General features: G+C 41.7%; 16 protein-coding genes. 10 read left to right on the forward strand and 6 right to left on the reverse strand.

Features of this window, described 5'->3' with window-relative positions; translation table 11 throughout:
• The 3 genes from ACH2DQ_RS17460 to ACH2DQ_RS17470 form a co-directional block, all read left to right on the forward strand.
• A partial coding sequence (locus ACH2DQ_RS17460) for an EamA family transporter (protein ID WP_395027637.1) occupies positions 1-331 on the forward strand: 331 nt, incomplete at its 5' end.
• Positions 332-409: 78 nt separating this feature from the next.
• The gene (locus ACH2DQ_RS17465; RefSeq protein WP_394915909.1) at positions 410-1,579 is read left to right on the forward strand and encodes a glycosyltransferase family 2 protein; all 1,170 of its coding nucleotides are present in this window, start codon (positions 410-412) and stop codon (positions 1,577-1,579) included.
• Positions 1,576-2,526 (forward strand): alpha/beta hydrolase, encoded by a 951-nt coding sequence (locus tag ACH2DQ_RS17470; RefSeq protein ID WP_394915910.1) that lies wholly within the window; start codon positions 1,576-1,578, stop codon positions 2,524-2,526. The genes ACH2DQ_RS17465 and ACH2DQ_RS17470 overlap by 4 nt, the downstream gene beginning before the upstream one ends.
• A 121-nt stretch (positions 2,527-2,647) precedes the next feature.
• Here ACH2DQ_RS17470 and ACH2DQ_RS17475 read toward each other — a convergent pair whose 3' ends face one another.
• From ACH2DQ_RS17475 to ACH2DQ_RS17485, 3 genes are read right to left on the reverse strand one after another with little or no spacing between them, the layout of a single operon-like run.
• Positions 2,648-3,295 carry a hypothetical protein gene (locus ACH2DQ_RS17475; protein ID WP_394915911.1) on the reverse strand — a complete coding sequence of 216 codons (648 nt, stop codon included), beginning with the start codon at positions 3,293-3,295 and terminating at the stop codon, positions 2,648-2,650.
• Entirely contained in the window at positions 3,292-4,167 is an 876-nt protein-coding gene (locus ACH2DQ_RS17480; RefSeq protein ID WP_394915912.1) for an ATP-binding cassette domain-containing protein, read from the reverse strand. The genes ACH2DQ_RS17475 and ACH2DQ_RS17480 overlap by 4 nt, the downstream gene beginning before the upstream one ends.
• Entirely contained in the window at positions 4,164-4,535 is a 372-nt protein-coding gene (locus ACH2DQ_RS17485) for a GntR family transcriptional regulator (protein WP_394915937.1), read from the reverse strand. Before ACH2DQ_RS17485 ends, ACH2DQ_RS17480 begins: the two co-directional genes overlap by 4 nt.
• Before the next feature lie 151 nt (positions 4,536-4,686).
• Here ACH2DQ_RS17485 and nadA point away from each other — a divergent pair, with 151 nt between their 5' ends.
• From nadA to nadC, 3 genes are read left to right on the forward strand one after another with little or no spacing between them, the layout of a single operon-like run.
• Complete coding sequence (nadA, locus tag ACH2DQ_RS17490; protein WP_394915913.1) at positions 4,687-5,595, forward strand: quinolinate synthase NadA; 909 nt, start codon at positions 4,687-4,689, stop codon at positions 5,593-5,595.
• 18 nt (positions 5,596-5,613) lie between these two features.
• Positions 5,614-6,798, forward strand: a complete 1,185-nt coding sequence (locus ACH2DQ_RS17495; RefSeq protein WP_394915914.1) for an L-aspartate oxidase — start codon at positions 5,614-5,616, stop codon at positions 6,796-6,798.
• The gene (nadC, locus tag ACH2DQ_RS17500; RefSeq protein ID WP_394915915.1) at positions 6,795-7,646 is read left to right on the forward strand and encodes a carboxylating nicotinate-nucleotide diphosphorylase; all 852 of its coding nucleotides are present in this window, start codon (positions 6,795-6,797) and stop codon (positions 7,644-7,646) included. Before ACH2DQ_RS17495 ends, nadC begins: the two co-directional genes overlap by 4 nt.
• 170 nt (positions 7,647-7,816) lie before the next feature.
• Here the strand turns inward: nadC and ACH2DQ_RS17505 are convergent, their stop codons facing one another.
• From ACH2DQ_RS17505 to ACH2DQ_RS17515, 3 genes are all read right to left on the reverse strand, one after another.
• Complete coding sequence (locus ACH2DQ_RS17505; RefSeq protein ID WP_394915916.1) at positions 7,817-8,581, reverse strand: SDR family NAD(P)-dependent oxidoreductase; 765 nt, start codon at positions 8,579-8,581, stop codon at positions 7,817-7,819.
• A 168-nt stretch (positions 8,582-8,749) separates the two neighbouring features.
• Positions 8,750-9,454, reverse strand: coding sequence for a class I SAM-dependent methyltransferase (locus tag ACH2DQ_RS17510; RefSeq protein WP_394915917.1), 705 nt, complete (start codon positions 9,452-9,454; stop codon positions 8,750-8,752).
• Between the two features lie 16 nt (positions 9,455-9,470).
• A complete protein-coding gene (locus ACH2DQ_RS17515) occupies positions 9,471-10,364 on the reverse strand; it encodes an RNA polymerase sigma factor (protein ID WP_395027643.1) in 894 nt (297 codons plus the stop codon).
• A gap of 373 nt (positions 10,365-10,737) precedes the next feature.
• Between ACH2DQ_RS17515 and ACH2DQ_RS17520 the strand changes: the two genes are divergently transcribed.
• The 4 genes from ACH2DQ_RS17520 to dapF all read left to right on the forward strand — a co-directional run bounded on the left by ACH2DQ_RS17520 (position 10,738) and on the right by dapF (position 14,389).
• Positions 10,738-11,460: an ABC transporter ATP-binding protein gene (locus ACH2DQ_RS17520; protein WP_394915919.1), complete on the forward strand. Its 723-nt coding sequence runs from the start codon at positions 10,738-10,740 to the stop codon at positions 11,458-11,460.
• Positions 11,457-12,197, forward strand: a complete 741-nt coding sequence (locus ACH2DQ_RS17525; protein WP_394915920.1) for an ABC transporter permease — start codon at positions 11,457-11,459, stop codon at positions 12,195-12,197. The genes ACH2DQ_RS17520 and ACH2DQ_RS17525 overlap by 4 nt, the downstream gene beginning before the upstream one ends.
• A gap of 131 nt (positions 12,198-12,328) precedes the next feature.
• Positions 12,329-13,192, forward strand: coding sequence for a polysaccharide deacetylase family protein (locus ACH2DQ_RS17530; RefSeq protein WP_394915921.1), 864 nt, complete (start codon positions 12,329-12,331; stop codon positions 13,190-13,192).
• 363 nt (positions 13,193-13,555) lie between these two features.
• Entirely contained in the window at positions 13,556-14,389 is an 834-nt protein-coding gene (gene dapF / locus ACH2DQ_RS17535; RefSeq protein ID WP_394915922.1) for a diaminopimelate epimerase, read from the forward strand.
• Positions 14,390-14,457 lie beyond the last annotated feature (68 nt).

Here is a 14,457-nt window from a genome sequence, read left to right on the forward strand (position 1 = left end):
TCTTTCTGTCTGTATTTTATTGACATCTGTTCTGATTTCAGCGATTTCCCAGATACTGCTGAAAAAGGCAACGATGAAGACGTATAAAAGTATGCTGTTTGAATATTTGAATCCACTTGTCATATTTGCGTATGGACTGTTCTTTTTATCCACGCTGCTGACCATGTTTGCACTGCGCTATGTGCCGCTTTCCATGTCGCCTATTTTAGAATCTACCAGTTACATATTTGTATCAGTAATGGGTTATTTCTTTTTAAAAGAGCGTTTTCCAAAGAAAAAATTAATTGGAATTCTTGTCATACTTGCAGGCATATTAGTTTTTTCCATGTAGACGGCACAAGTAAATATTTTACAGCAATATGCAGCCACCTGTCTGGTTTGCTGATCACGGAAATAAAGGAGTACAAAGATGTTAATATCAATTGTGATTCCCTGCTATAATTCCCAGGATACCATTGAAAAGGTTGTGGATTTATGTGTAGAGGAATTTAAAAAAATAGATGGTTACGAGTGTGAGTTTGTACTGGTTAATGATTATTCAAAAGACCGGACTTATGAATCCATTAAACGCTGTGCAGCCAAATATCCTTTTGTGAAAGGGATTGACCTGGCTAAGAATTTTGGACAGCATAATGCTATTATGGCTGGTCTTCAGCATACAAATGGAGAGCTGATTATGGGAATGGACGATGACATGCAGACGCACCCCTCCCAGATCCATAAATTTATTGAAAAAATGAATGAAGGCTATGATTTGGTCTATGGCAGATACCAGACCCGGAAATTCTCCTGGTTTAAAAATCTGACCAGTAAAATCAGCGATTTTATAGTCTGGCATATGATTGAAAGGCCAAAGGGGATTACTGCCTGCAGCTTCTGGCTTGCCAAGAAATATGTCAGAGATGAAATTGTTAAATACGATAACTATAATTTATATCTGCAGGTATTGTTTTACCGCACCACGAACCATATAGCAAATGTGGATATTGAACATTTCAGCCGTGAGGTGGGAACTTCTAATTATACGTTTAAAAAGCTATTCCGGCTATTTTTATCCTGCATTAATTATACGGTTATTCCTCTGCGCTTTTCCATGCTGCTGGGAGGGATTTTTGCAGTGCTTGGTGTTATTGGGGCGCTGGTTGTATTTGTGCGCCGGATTCTGGATCCCACGATGGTACTGGGCTGGTCTTCCCTGATGTGCGCCATGTTCCTGTTTTTTGGCATCGTTTTGTTTATGCTTGGAATTGTGGGTGAGTATATCGGGAAAATCATGCTGAATCTGAATAAGACGCCTCAATACGTTGTACGTGAGACGATCAACGTGGCGGTTGAAAAACAGGAAGCAGAAACGGTAAGCAGGGCGGGAATGGAACCGCAAATAGCAGCGGGAATGGAACGGCAGACAGCAGCGGGAATGGAACGGCAGACAGCAGCAGGAATGGAACGGCAGGCAGCAGCGGGAATGGAACCGCAGACAGCAGCAGGCATGAAACCACAAGTTGATATGGGTATGCGGCGGAATAAGGTACAGGAAAATGAAGCAGCGGCAACCGCAGACCGGGGAGAAAGTGTATGAAGAACAAGAAAAAGAAACTGATTATTGGAATCATAATAGTCCTGGTTTTGATCCTTGCAGCAGCGTTTTTATTTGTCGGCAATTATTTTTGTAATTATGCTTTAAATCCTGCCGTAACCAATGGGGTTGAATCCGATGACGAGGTGGAAAAAACGCCGGATAATGAAGAAAAGGAAGCGGCTGCAGTCTGGCTGACCGGAGAATCCGAGGACGTTTGGCTGACCAGTGACGATTCCCTCAAGCTTCATGCTTTTAAAGTGGATGCAAAAAAGCCTTCCAACAAATATGTTGTTCTGTGTCATGGCTATAAAGGGGAAGCATCTAATATGGCTATTTACGGAAAACATTTCTACGAAAATAACTATAATATATTAATTCCCGATGCCAGAGCGCATGGACAGAGTGAAGGAAAATTAATCGGGATGGGCTGGCCGGAAAGAAGAGATATAATAAAGTGGGTGAATACCATTGTATCGGATGACGAAGATGCACAGATACTTCTGATGGGTGTTTCCATGGGTGCAGCAACGGTTATGATGACATCCGGAGAAGAGGATCTGCCTTCCCAGGTAAGAGCTGTGGTGGAAGACTGTGGATATACCTCCGTATGGGATGAGTTTGAACACCAGTTAAATGAAATGTTTGGACTGCCGCCATTTCCGGTGCTGAATGTATCTTCTGTTGTGGTTAAAATGCGTGCTGGTTACTTTTTAGGAGAGGCAAGTGCAGTGAAACAAGTAGCCAGGAGCCATACTCCAACAATGTTCATTCATGGTGACCAGGACACCTTCGTACCCTTTGCCATGTTAGATCAGCTGTATGATGCAGCTTCCAATGAAAAGGAAAAGCTGGTAATCCCTGGCGCGGCTCACGGTGAAGCCAGAATGACTGACAGCAAAACCTATTGGGATGCAGTGGACCGGTTTGCCCAAAAGTATATTAAGTAATCTGCTGAGAAAAGAATAGAAAAATAAAAAGGTCCACAAGCTGGGTGTATTTGCTTATGGACCTTTACAATAAAGGGTCTGAACGTCTGATTCGTGTTGTTTCGAATGGAAAAACCAATGCTTATGCCTGATAAATTTTTGAAGTAAACAGTTGAATGGCGGTAACCGATGTACCAATCGCCAGGATACCTGCAACGATAAGATAAAGATAAAAGTAAGGAGACTGAGCTATCAATAAAATTATGTCTCCGGTTTTTTCATGCAGGGTAGGATAAAGGTTTATAACAGCAATAATCAGAATGATGACCTCGCCTGTAAAAAGTGTAAACCGAACAATCTTATTATCAATAGTCAGGATCATCAAAGCAATATACCAGGCAAAAATAAAGCAAAAGTAGTAAAAGAGTAGGGCACAGAATAATCTGGGCATTGAACTCTGAGAATACATGTATATCAGGTAATCAGAGGTGACGGACATGTCAATCATGATTGTCAGCAACAAGTAGAAATAGCTTTTTATTAATAAATTCTGAATAATATCTTTTCGGGGAAGCGGTGCGTACCGCATAATTGAATGCTCCTCAAAGTACACTCTTCTCAGTTTTTGTATGGTAAATACAAATACCCATAAAGTAAGAGAGAGAACGCCATTTCCAAAGAGACATGTTTGTCCCAGCAGGAAACATATTAATATATAGGACAAAACCTGCATGTGCCCCACATCTGCAACCCGTTCCAATCTACGATAGTCTAAAATTTCTTTTATCATAACGAATCCTCCTTTGAAAAATATCTCATAAAATCATCGAATCCCGCTCTGACAAATCGAATTTCATTTGTATTCAATCCGGCAATATCTAAATGTCCGGCTGATATCAGACCTTCATATCCAAAAGAAGTTTTTTTCATACCGATTACATGTTCTTTCAATTCCGGTACCATCTGTTCCAATGGGCAGTGAAACAGCCTGTATTGTTCCAAAAGTACATCTTTCTCTTGGGAGAATACAATTCTGCCACTGTCCATAAAAGCCACATAGTCTGCAATCCGTTCCACATCCCCGGTCAGGTTGGTGGAGAACAGTACGGATTTACAATCATCCTGCATAAAATCCATCACCATTTCCAGAATATCATCCTTAGACACGGTATCCAGGTTGGCAGTAGGTTCATCCAGAATCAGTAAATCAGGATTACAGCTAATGGTAAGTAAAACCTGAAATTTCCTCTGAAGACCCGTGGAGAAATTAGCCAGCTTCTGATCTTCATTCAGATGAAACAGATTCAGGTATTTTTGAAAGAAATCATGTTTGAAATTCTTATAAAAGGGTGAAACTGCATCTGTTATCTGATCCGGAGAAAACCGCGGGTTATAAGAGAGTGCATTGGAGGTAAAGCTGAGCCGCTCTTTGATTAACGGATTTTTAAGGCTTTTGTCAGTACCAAAATAAGTAATGGTTCCTTTTTGGTATTTTTGAAGTCCTATGATTGTCTTCAAAAGAGTAGTTTTACCAGCGCCGTTCCTACCGATCAGGCCGGTAATCGTACCTGTTTTAATCTCCAGGCAGATGTCCGATAATTTAAAATCATTTTCATAAAAACCTACTTCAAGGCCATTGATAATAAGTGCTGATGATGTCATATTGATTCCTCCTCTACCAGTTCCCGAACCAGATTCATAAATTCTTCGTCACTAAAACTCACCGTTTTTGCGTAATGATAAACGTCTTTCAGCTGTTCTTTCAGCTGGGTGCGATAAGAATTCTTTACAAATGCAGCATCCAGTTCTGCGGCATAGACGCCTTTTCCATTGATGCTCACAGCAATTCCAGACTTACAAAGCTCTTCATAAGCCCTTTTAACCGTAATAATTCCAATTTTACATTCCTTAGCCAGCATTCGGATGGAAGGAAGCTGTGTCCCTGGCGGAATCTTACCACTTAGAATCTGTTCCGTAACCTGTTCCCGTATCTGTTCATAAATTGGAATTTCAGAAATAGGTGAGATCATGATATTCAATAGTAATCGCCTCCGTTCTTACTGTGACTATAACATAGATACAGTTTAAAGTCAATATTAATTTAAATTGACAACTGTCTTGTCACCTGTAAAGTTTTGTGGTATACTAATTCATCGAACCATTTACAAAAGGGAGGTTAAGATGAACGAGAAGCAATTAAGAATCCAGGAATTAAAAAAGGAAAAAGATGCTGTGATACTCGCACACTATTATGTGAATGATGAGGTGCAGGAAATTGCAGACTATGTAGGAGATTCTTATTATCTTAGTGAAATTGCCACCAAGATAAAAGAAAAAGTACTGGTACTTTGCGGTGTCCGCTTTATGGGAGAGAGCGCAAAGATTTTAAATCCGGATAAAAAGGTTTTAATGCCGGATATGCAGGCGGATTGTCCCATGGCACATATGGCGGATGCCGGAAAAATTGAGGAAATCCGCAGAAAATATGAGGATGTGGCTGTTGTCTGTTATGTAAATTCCACGGCAGAACTGAAAGTTCATTCCGATGTATGTGTGACTTCATCCAATGCCTTAAAAATAGTCAGAGCATTGCCGAATAAAAACATTTTCTTCATTCCGGATCAACATCTTGGCACTTATGTAGCCTCTCAGGTGCCGGAAAAAAATATTATATTAAACGATGGTTACTGCCCGGTTCATGCCAGAATTACAGTGGATGAAATCAGGGAAGCGAAAAATGCCCACCCGAAAGCAAAAATTCTGGTTCATCCCGAATGTCAGGCTTTGGTTACTGAAATGGCAGATTATGCGGGAAGTACATCCGGGATTATCGAATATGCCGCCAGAGATGAAGCGTCAGAATTTATTATTGTAACAGAAAAAGGCGTGTTATATGAACTGCAGCGCCAGAACCCGGAAAAGAAATTTTATCTTGTTAATGAAACCCAATGTTGCCCGGATATGAAAAAAATTACATTGGAAAATATCATGCGGGCAATGGAAACAGGAACCCCTTCCATTGAGCTGGAAGAAACATTTATAAAACAGGCACACGTACCGCTGAAAAAGATGCTGGAGCTTGCGAAGTAAGGAAGAAGATGGAGCATTATGAAAAAAAATGTAGATGTCCTCATTGTTGGAACCGGAGTAGCGGGATTATTTAATGCATTGAATCTGCCGGATTATCTGGAGATTCTGATGATTACAAAGGCCGGATTAGAAGAAAGCGATTCTTTTTTGGCACAGGGCGGAATCTGTGTTTTGAAAAATGAAAATGATTTTGAGAGTTATTTCGAAGATACCATGAGAGCAGGTCATTATGAGAATACAAGAGAATCGGTAGAAATAATGATCCGTTCATCCAGGGAAATCATATCTGATTTAATCGGCTATGATGTGGAGTTTGAAACTGAGGAGGGAGAGCTTCGCTATACGAGAGAAGGCGCCCATTCCACACCGAGGATCTTATATCATGAAGATGTAACAGGGAAAGAGATAACCGGAAAGCTGTTAAAACAGGTTTTGAATAAAAAGAATATTACAATTATGGAGCATACTTCCATGACAGATATTTTAAGCCACAATAATGACTGTTATGGTGTTATCATAGAAATGGAAAACGGTCAGGAAACCGCAGTAATGGCACATGATATTGTGCTTGCCTGCGGAGGTATCGGAGGGCGCTATCAGCATTCCACAAACTATCCCCATTTAACAGGTGATGCACTTACAATTGCCCAGAAGCATGATATTCGTCTAAAGAATTTAGACTACATACAGATTCACCCTACAACGCTGTATTCCACTAAACCAGGCAGGAGATTTCTGATCTCGGAATCTGTCCGGGGCGAGGGCGCAGTTTTGTATAATAAAGCGGGTGAGCGTTTTGTCAATGAACTGCTGCCCAGGGATTTGCTGACAAAGGAAATTTACAAGCAGATGGAAAAGGATAATATGCCCTATGTTTTATTATGCATGCAGACCATACAGGGAATCGATGTGACCAGACGTTTTCCGAATATTTACAAGCATTGTCTGGAAGAAGGATTTGATGTGACCAGGGAGTGTATTCCGGTTGTACCGGCACAGCACTACTTTATGGGAGGCATTGATGTGGATCTGGACAGCCGGACTTCTATGGAGCATTTATATGCCGTGGGAGAAACCAGCTGTAATGGTGTTCACGGCAAAAACCGCCTGGCCAGCAATTCATTATTAGAAAGCCTTGTCTTTGCAAAACGGGCGGCAATGGATATTTTAAGCAATCGGTTAAAGGAGAAAAAGATATCATGAATCAGATTACAACCAAATTAAATGCAGACAATCTTATCATGCAGGCATTGCGTGAAGATATAACCAGTGAGGATATTACAACGAATGCGGTAATGCGTGAGGGCAAACCCGGAAAAGCAGATCTGATCTGTAAACAGGATGGAGTTATTGCAGGACTGGATGTATTTGCCAGAGTCTTTTCATTATTAGATGACGGGGTAAAGGTAGAAAAGTTCTTTGAAGACGGGGATAAAGTAAAAAATGGGGATCTGCTGGCAGTTGTTACCGGAGATATCCGGGTACTGCTTTCCGGTGAGAGAACAGCATTAAATTATTTACAGCGTATGAGCGGTATTGCAACCTATACCAGAAATGTGGCAGATCTTTTAAAGGGCAGCAAGACCAAACTACTGGACACCCGCAAGACAACTCCCAATATGCGTGTCTTTGAAAAATATGCGGTAAAGGTGGGCGGCGGGTATAATCACCGTTATAATCTTTCCGACGGAATTTTAATTAAAGATAACCATATAGGAGCAGCAGGCGGAGTAAAAGAAGCGATTCAAATGGCGAAGGAATACGCACCATTTGTTAGAAAAATTGAAGTAGAAGTAGAGAATCTGGAAATGTTAGAAGAAGCCCTGGAAGCAGGTGCGGATATCATTATGCTGGATAATATGACACCGGAGACCATGAAAAAAGCAGTGGAAATGGTTGGAGGGCGAGCTGAAACCGAATGCTCCGGCAATGTTACCAAAGAAAATATTAAAAGTATCATTGACGTTGGTGTAGACTATGTATCAAGCGGTGCCCTGACTCATTCGGCACCGATACTGGATGTGTCATTAAAAAATCTTCATGCTGTTTAAGCAGAATAAAACTCAGGAAAGGTGCTGCCAGCGAAATGGTTGACCTCGGTTAATTAGTTAAGCATCAAATGAGCAACCTCCAACCGGTCAAAGTTTAGTGGTTGCTTTTTTGATGTCAATCTTTCTTTTTGTTTTCCCGATAGATGCTGATCACTGTCAAAGTAATTACACTAGAGGCTGGTACCAAAATCAATCACGATTTCCTGGCCGGTAATTGCTCTTGATTCGTCACTTGCGAGAAATAGAACAGCGTTGGCTACATCCTGAGGCTGGCAGACTGGAAGCTTCATATCGGTATGTTTCGCCATAGCGCCAAGCATATCCATGTCTAATGCAGCATTTGCTGCGCTGGCTCCCATAGGGGTGACTACGGATCCCGGGCACAGGGCATTGCAGCGGATACCTTCGGATGCACACCTAAGAGCAGTATGTTTGGTGATACCTAAGATTGCTGCTTTAGATGCAACATATGCCGCACCGCCTCCACCATTCACCCCGGCTACGGAAGCAACATTTACAATAGATCCGGATTTTTGCTTTAACATGACGTTTAGCACCGTTCGAATGCATTGAATGGTACCTTTTCCATTGATATTCATAACACGGTCTAATTCATCATCCTGTACACGGTCTACCGGGAGCAGTCCGGTATCTAAGACGCCTGCATTATTTACCAGGATATCTATCGTGCCAAACTTCTCCACGGTTTCCTGAACAAGTGCCTGGAAACTATCCGGATTTGAGATATCACTGGGTATGGAAAGAACGGAACCTCCTGCCTGTTTGATTTTTTCAGCCACCATGTCCAGCGGTTCTTTTCTCCGGGCTGTGATGACAACGTTTGCTCCTTCTGCAGCGAAAAGCAAAGCAGCAGCTTCACCGATTCCGGAATTGCCTCCTGTAATGATAGCAGTTTTATTCTCTAAACGCTTCATACGAAAATCTCCTTTCAAAATATAGTAATGATTATTGTTATTGAAACTATCATAACGCTTATTGTACTTGATGTCAAGGGATAAGTGGAAGCCGCCATCCACTGTTTATATGCAAAAAATAATAGTATTCAGGGGGAATTTCAAGTATAATAAAATGCTGTACAGAATCTAAAGTTTTTGTACGATATAAGTAATTACTTGGGTGTTAATCCGAACCTGTAGATTATCTCGGGGAACTGTATAAGATTGAGGGGATACAGTGCTTTTTAATATGCGGCAATTAGGGAAACTTTGTTTTAACAGATTCTGCATGGTTTCTGTTGGGAGATTGATTTCAAATTGTGGTACCAACAGGGTGTGATCTTCAGCATTTTCTTCGGTAATACTGCTGTTTATGATCAGACAGGCAATGCCATTTAGTTTTAGTCCAAGGTAAATATGATTTAATAAATCTTTTAAATGATGAAGAGAAGCAGTATGTTCCAATGATGATATTCCTAAAATAAGGTGATAATGATCTACTTGTATGGGAAAATCTTCTATCGTACAAATATGAGGAAATACGTTTTTGTCAACATGATATTTTTTACTATAGGACATCAACTGGTCAATGGCGCAATCTAAGAAATCCACACAATCAATATGGCAGGGTATTTTATTAAAAAATTGAGCAGCAGGAATACAATTTCTGCCGATCCCGCATCCTAAATCCAATATTCTTACATAAGACTCTTTATTTAAAAGGGGAAGAATACCCATTACGGAAGCTACCGGTTTAAAAAGCCAGGATCCTTCTTCAAACAGACGGTTATTCTCGTAGCAGTCTGTGTGAGATTTTCTTTCTGCATGTCTTATATGATCAAGTGTATTCATCTATTTCTCCAGTCGTTCAATCGGCCCTTTCTATTATTTTATAACAATCCGTCTTTAACAATTTCATAAAAAAAGTTCTTGCATTTGCTGGTGTCCGGTAGTGGGGCATGCTAGAAAAAGCAAGGGAAAGATCATCGATCTGTTCCATTGCATTCTTACAGCTGATCAGAAGCTCTTTCGGAAGCAACTCCAGCGATGGATATTCCAGATTCTGCGGATTCAGGCGATGTGTTTCCATGGCATAGGGAATGCGTTTTCTACAGCGGCAGAAACCCTCCCTGCCAAGTTCACAATACTCATCCAGGAACGATGCCATTTTTTTTCGGATGCGTGTCAGCCTCTGGCGGTATGCCTCGGGGGATATATTCAGGATTTCTCCTGCAATTTTGCTGTCGGCTTTGAACATAGTTCCAAGAATGAATATGCAGCGGCTTTCCGGGTCCAGGCACTGCAGCATTACGTTGGTACAGGACAATTTAAGTTCCTGCTCTAACAATGGCTGATCTACCTTTTGCTCCGGATCAGGAATATCGTCTGCGGCACCGTTTCGGATATCATTACCATAGAATTCAAAACTGAGCGGTCTCTTGGCAAACATACTTTTTTTATAGTTCTTCAAATGATTTATTGCAATGCGAAAAGCCCAGGTGGAGAAGGCGCTTTCTTTACGAAATGTATCCAGATGGGTCATGATGCGGATCATAATCTCCGAAACGGCATCTTCCGCATCCGGGATTGTGCCCAGCATTCTCAAAGCCAGGTTAAAGACCAGGTCCTGAACAGAGACCAGGAGGTATTCCATGGCATTTTTATCACCGGCTACAGCCAGATCGATAAATTGGTTCATTTCTTCGCTGGTGAAGTCTCTGTCAGAATGGTCATGATACAGATTACGAGTTGTATTTTCCATAATATTCTCCGTTGTAATTTATTCCCGGGGGCAGAGAGACACGCAAGAGCCTGCGGGTTTATTTGGCAACTGCAGCTATGGTCAAGAACTATGGCTTTTACAGCAGATTTCATTGAGGACAGATAATGGATCTGTTAAAAACAGTATAGCACAGACCAGGTTTTCAAGAAAGTAGAAACAGGAAGTTATCAGTCATAAAATTTGCTGAAAATAGGGCTTGACTCTCCCCCTGCAGGAGCATATATCCTTACCTTTGCAACCGGAAATCCACCCGGGAATCAGGTGGTATTCTGCAGGAAAATGAATTGCAGATGGCGTAATTGAATTTTCAGATACGCCCTGGTAAGATGTGGTGCAGAAGAAAGGAGAAGCAATGGGAAATGTAATCGAAGTAAGGCATTTGAGTAAAAGTTTTGGAGAAAAAACTGCGGTAAAAGACCTTTCATTTTCTGTAGGAGAAGGAGAGGTTTTCGGATTACTGGGACACAATGGAGCGGGGAAGAGCACAACCATCGATTGTATGCTGGGACTGAAATCTTTTACGAAAGGAGAAGTTCGTATTTTGGGAATGAATCCGGTAAAAAAGAGGAAAGAATTATTTGAAAGGGTAGGGGTACAGCTGCAGCATACCTCGTATCAGGATAAAATTAAGGTGGGTGAGTTATGTGAGGAAAATGCAGTGTTATATAAAAACCCTGAAGATTACCAGAAACTTCTGGAAGAGTTTGGTCTTTTCAAATGTAAAGATCAATACGTCGCTACCTTGTCTGGAGGAGAACGGCAGAAGCTGTCAGTTTTATTGGCACTGCTCCCCGGGCCGGATGTGATCTTCCTGGATGAACTGACTACAGGATTAGACACATTGGCGAGAAGAGAGGTCTGGAACCAGCTGGTAAAACTGAAAAAAATGGGAGTGTCGATCTTCCTCACTTCCCACTATATGGACGAGGTAGAAGCTCTCTGTGACAACATCTGCATCATAAAGGAAGGGCAAAAGGTGGCATGGGGACCGGTAAAAGACGTGATTGAAAATAGTCCGTATGACACTCTGGAAGAGGCTTATCTTTGGTACATGGGAGAGGAGAAAATAAAATGAAAACATTTTTAAAACTGCTGAAAATAGAGGGAAAGATCGCAGTCAGAGGAATAGACGGTATTTTCTTTGGCATTCTGATGCCCGTTGGAATAGCCGTACTGATTGGTTTTATCTGTGGAGACAAGCCGGCTTATGAGGGGGCTTCCTACACCTTTCTGGAAGCGTCATTTCCGGCTCTGATCACGGTGGGAATCTGTGCCACCGCATTTATGGGGATTCCTCTTGGACTTTCGGATTATCGGGATAAAAAGATACTGAAACACTTTTTTGTCACACCAGTGAGCCCCATGCTGCTATTGATGGTGCAGGTAGCAATTAATTTCCTGAATTCGCTTGTTTCCGCAACTGCTATTTTACTGGTGATGAAGTTTGTTTTCGGATATCAGATGAGAGGATCAAAAACAGGTTTTCTATTTGCATATATTCTGGTACTGATATCCATGTATGCACTGGGAATGATGTTAGCCAGTTTATGCAAAAATCTTAAGATCGCAAACCTCGTCTGTACCCTGGTATATTTTCCTATGCTGTTTCTCTCGGGCGCTACAATTCCTTATGAGATTCTGCCCCTGGCACTGCAAAAAGCAGCCAGCATTCTTCCACTGACTCAGGGAATCAAGTTGCTGAAAGGTTTTGCCATGGGCACAGAGACGGATATTCTGATACCCAGTATCGTAATGATTGGGGCAGCCGTGATTGGTATATGGATTTCCATAAAAAAATTCCGATGGGAATAACATTTTCCTGCTACAAAGATTTATGACGGTACAGGCAGGTATCAACGAGAAAGCTTGTATGTCGAAATTCTCATTATATTCTTAAATTGTGTCTCATATACTATAGCAGAACCAATGTTTAGGAGTGGCATATGAGTGAGAAACAATCAAACCAGAATGTTGTCAGAGAATCAGAGCCGAACCCGGATAAAGAGACTAAATTCCATCAATTCAGAGGAATCGGCATTCTGCTTTTGTGCGCAGTTCTCGTAATGGGAGGAATTTACAGTTTTGGAGGAATCACCTTGCAGACGGCAGGGAGCAGCAGAGTAGGCAGCCGGGAGCTTCCGATTTACTGCGTGGATACCCAGAAAAACCAGGTGGCACTGTCGTTTGACGCTGCCTGGGGAAATGAAGATACACAGGAGATATTAGATATTCTGGCAAAACATAACGTACATGTTACATTTTTCATGACAGGGGGATGGGTTGATTCTTTCCCAGATGACGTAAAACGAATTGCGGCAGCAGGACATGATCTTGGAAATCACAGCGAAAATCATAAAAATATGAGTCAGTTAAGTGATGAACAGTGTAAAAAGGAAATTATGAAGGTACATGATAAAGTGAAAGCACTGACCGGAATTGAGATGCAGCTGTTTCGTCCGCCATATGGAGACTATGATAATCATGTGATAAAAGATGCATATGAATGCGGTTATTTCCCGGTCCAATGGAGCGTGGACAGCTTGGACTGGAAGGATTACGGCGTGGAAAATATCATCCAGACCGTCACTCAGAACAAAGCCCTGGATAAAGGGGCAATCATTTTGATGCACAATGGTGCCAAATATACAGCTCAGGCGCTGGACACGATCATTACAGGTCTTCAGGATAAAGGATATGAAATCGTGCCCATATCACAACTGGTCTATACGGATAAATTCCATATGGATCAGGCAGGAAAGCAGATCAGTGATGAAGCGCAGAGTGGAACACAGGCCGGGAATAACTAAAACGCAGTGCAGAACACATTGCAGAAGCAGACCTGAAACGCAGTGCAGAACACATTGCAGAAGCAGAACTAAATCGCAGTGCAGAACACATTGCAGAAGCAGAACTGAAACGAAAAGCAGATAACAGAAGCCGGGCAGCCCAAGATCACATTAGGCTGTCTGGCTTTAATTCTGTTATTTCCAGCTGCTTAAAAAGGAGTATATGATTTTATTAAGAAATAGTATCTGAGACTGTTCAGCGTACTTTTGGGGTACCATATATGGTGGCTGGAGTATGAAAAGGGAATAAAAATATTGAGGTTTTAAATAGATCATGCTATACTTATCACCGTAATTACCATATTTTTAGCGAGGAGGAATATGATGAAATTTACAAAGATGCATGGAATCGGCAATGATTACGTATATGTAAACTGCTTTCAGGAGCAGGTGGCAGATCCGGGCAGAACGGCAGTATTTGTAAGTGACAGACACTTTGGAATTGGCTCAGATGGATTGATATTAATCAAACCTTCTAAAACGGCAGATTTTATGATGGATATGTATAACGCAGACGGCTCTCAGGGTGCAATGTGCGGAAATGGAATCCGCTGCGTGGCAAAATATGTGTATGATTATGGATTAACAGATCAGACTGATATCAGCATAGAAACGAAAAGCGGGATTAAATATCTGCATCTTACGATAGAACAGGGTAAGGTGGCTTTCGTTAGAGTAGATATGGGTGCTCCTATACTGGAGCCTGCTAAAATACCGGTAATTTCCCAGAAAGACAGAGTAGTGGACGAGCCGGTTACCGTGGATGGAAAGACTTATCATATGACAGCAGTTTCTATGGGGAATCCCCATACGGTTGTCTATATGGAGGATGTACAGGGATTGAAGATCGAGGAGATCGGTCCCGGTTTTGAAAATCATCCCTGTTTCCCGGATCGTGTAAATACGGAATTTGTCCGGATTATAGACAGGCATACTGTAGAAATGCGCGTATGGGAAAGAGGCTCCGGAGAAACGCTTGCCTGCGGAACCGGTGCCTGCGCCGTAGCAGTGGCATCCATTTTAAATGGTTATACGGAAGATGAGGTTATCGTAAAGCTGCTGGGGGGAGATTTGAAAATTGAGTGGGACCGGAAAGCGGACCGCGTATATATGACAGGTCCGGCGTCGGTTGTTTTTGACGGTGAGATCACACTCTAAAAATCAAATGGAATCGGTTTTGTTTAAAAGTTCACAGGTTTTGTAATCATAGTTAAAGTAACAGGAAT

This window comes from Robinsoniella sp. (assembly GCF_034124845.1).

What these genes read in the sequence shown, in the direction of transcription:
- ACH2DQ_RS17520 (WP_394915919.1), top strand. Translation starts at nt 10,738, where the DNA reads ATGGGAAATGTAATCGAAGTAAGGCATTTGAGTAAAAGTTTTGGAGAA.
- nadA (WP_394915913.1), top strand. Translation starts at nt 4,687, where the DNA reads ATGAACGAGAAGCAATTAAGAATCCAGGAATTAAAAAAGGAAAAAGAT.
- ACH2DQ_RS17515 (WP_395027643.1), bottom strand. Translation starts at nt 10,364, where the DNA reads ATGGAAAATACAACTCGTAATCTGTATCATGACCATTCTGACAGAGAC.
- ACH2DQ_RS17465 (WP_394915909.1), top strand. Translation starts at nt 410, where the DNA reads ATGTTAATATCAATTGTGATTCCCTGCTATAATTCCCAGGATACCATT.
- ACH2DQ_RS17485 (WP_394915937.1), bottom strand. Translation starts at nt 4,535, where the DNA reads ATGATCTCACCTATTTCTGAAATTCCAATTTATGAACAGATACGGGAA.
- ACH2DQ_RS17530 (WP_394915921.1), top strand. Translation starts at nt 12,329, where the DNA reads ATGAGTGAGAAACAATCAAACCAGAATGTTGTCAGAGAATCAGAGCCG.
- ACH2DQ_RS17495 (WP_394915914.1), top strand. Translation starts at nt 5,614, where the DNA reads ATGAAAAAAAATGTAGATGTCCTCATTGTTGGAACCGGAGTAGCGGGA.
- ACH2DQ_RS17470 (WP_394915910.1), top strand. Translation starts at nt 1,576, where the DNA reads ATGAAGAACAAGAAAAAGAAACTGATTATTGGAATCATAATAGTCCTG.
- ACH2DQ_RS17525 (WP_394915920.1), top strand. Translation starts at nt 11,457, where the DNA reads ATGAAAACATTTTTAAAACTGCTGAAAATAGAGGGAAAGATCGCAGTC.
- ACH2DQ_RS17505 (WP_394915916.1), bottom strand. Translation starts at nt 8,581, where the DNA reads ATGAAGCGTTTAGAGAATAAAACTGCTATCATTACAGGAGGCAATTCC.
- ACH2DQ_RS17475 (WP_394915911.1), bottom strand. Translation starts at nt 3,295, where the DNA reads ATGATAAAAGAAATTTTAGACTATCGTAGATTGGAACGGGTTGCAGAT.
- ACH2DQ_RS17480 (WP_394915912.1), bottom strand. Translation starts at nt 4,167, where the DNA reads ATGACATCATCAGCACTTATTATCAATGGCCTTGAAGTAGGTTTTTAT.
- ACH2DQ_RS17510 (WP_394915917.1), bottom strand. Translation starts at nt 9,454, where the DNA reads ATGAATACACTTGATCATATAAGACATGCAGAAAGAAAATCTCACACA.
- nadC (WP_394915915.1), top strand. Translation starts at nt 6,795, where the DNA reads ATGAATCAGATTACAACCAAATTAAATGCAGACAATCTTATCATGCAG.
- dapF (WP_394915922.1), top strand. Translation starts at nt 13,556, where the DNA reads ATGAAATTTACAAAGATGCATGGAATCGGCAATGATTACGTATATGTA.